This window comes from Halomonas sp. 3F2F, from assembly GCF_014897805.1.
Taxonomy (GTDB): domain Bacteria; phylum Pseudomonadota; class Gammaproteobacteria; order Pseudomonadales; family Halomonadaceae; genus Vreelandella.
This window is the reverse complement of sequence record NZ_JABUZE010000023.1, coordinates 1-960: the sequence shown is the minus strand read 5'-3', so window position 1 is coordinate 960 and position 960 is coordinate 1. Positions and strand designations below refer to the sequence as shown.

Genomic DNA, 960 nt, shown 5'->3' with positions numbered 1-960 from the left:
ACGTGAAGTAGGTCAACTACGTCGTAGGATGAACGCTTACGCTAAGTTACACATTCTTGTAAGCGCGCCATAAACCCCATCTACCCACATTAATGTTGGCTGATCACACTGATGGTTTCTTTGATTTTGGAGATCATCATGAGCCGCGAACTCAATTCCACTCAAGCGTTTTGGTTAGGCCACCTGTCTTATGCCGCCGCATTGGAGATACCGTTAAGTACTTATGCCGAAGCACAAGCCGTGACGTTAGCCGACCTGATGGCGTGGGAAAAACGGTTAATCGTGCAAGGGTTTCCCGTGCCACCGCGTTGTCGTCCCGCCCGGTTTGTCGCGGTGGAGGTCGTCGCATGATTCGCCCAGGCACTGATCTACAGGTGTATCTGTGCCGAGAACCCGTCGATATGCGCAAGCAAATTGATGGCTTGGCGCTGTTGGTGCAGGAAGCCATGGCCTTGAACCCGTTTGATCAAGCGCTGTTCGTGTTCGGTAATCGCCAGCGCGATAAAGTGAAACTGCTGTTCTGGGAACGTAACGGCTTTGTGGTGTGGTACAAGCGTTTAGAACGTGAGCGGTTTAAATGGCCAACGCACCTTAATGGTGAGACCGTGACGTTAACCGGCCAAGAGCTTAACTGGCTGCTGGATGGCTATAACCTGAAGGCTATGCAGCCTCACAAAGCGTTGGATTTTCAGCGGGTTGGATAGCCGTAGCGCTCCTATTTTAAGGGCGTTTTTGGTAAACTATGCAATATGAAAAACGCCACTTCCTCCTCACCGACGGTTACCCAGCTTGAGCGCAAGCTGGCCGCTGCTGACGCTGAAAATGCGCGGCTGTTGGCGTTGATGGAGAAAAAGGAAGCGCAGTGGGAGGCTACCAAGCAGTCGTTGTTTGAACAGTTCCGGCTTGCCCTGGAGCGCAGGGAAAACGCATGAAAAACCGCGCTACGACGGGTTTTGTAGC

2 protein-coding genes and 1 pseudogene are annotated in these 960 nt (G+C 52.3%); all 3 read left to right on the top strand.

What is annotated here, in order from left to right; genetic code table 11:
- Positions 1-138: 138 nt before the first annotated feature.
- The gene (locus tag INT21_RS02185) at positions 139-351 is read left to right on the top strand and encodes a hypothetical protein (protein WP_125749668.1); all 213 of its coding nucleotides are present in this window, start codon (positions 139-141) and stop codon (positions 349-351) included.
- Complete coding sequence (tnpB, locus tag INT21_RS02180) at positions 348-704, top strand: IS66 family insertion sequence element accessory protein TnpB (protein WP_125749665.1); 357 nt, start codon at positions 348-350, stop codon at positions 702-704. The genes INT21_RS02185 and tnpB overlap by 4 nt, the downstream gene beginning before the upstream one ends.
- A gap of 45 nt (positions 705-749) precedes the next feature.
- Positions 750-920: pseudogene (locus INT21_RS02175) on the top strand (IS66 family transposase); the annotation flags it as partial.
- Between the last annotated feature and the right edge of the window lie 40 nt (positions 921-960).

Excerpts from the sequence above, each read along its gene's own strand:
- INT21_RS02185 (WP_125749668.1), top strand. The coding sequence starts at position 139 with ATGAGCCGCGAACTCAATTCCACTCAAGCGTTTTGGTTAGGCCACCTG.
- tnpB (WP_125749665.1), top strand. The coding sequence starts at position 348 with ATGATTCGCCCAGGCACTGATCTACAGGTGTATCTGTGCCGAGAACCC.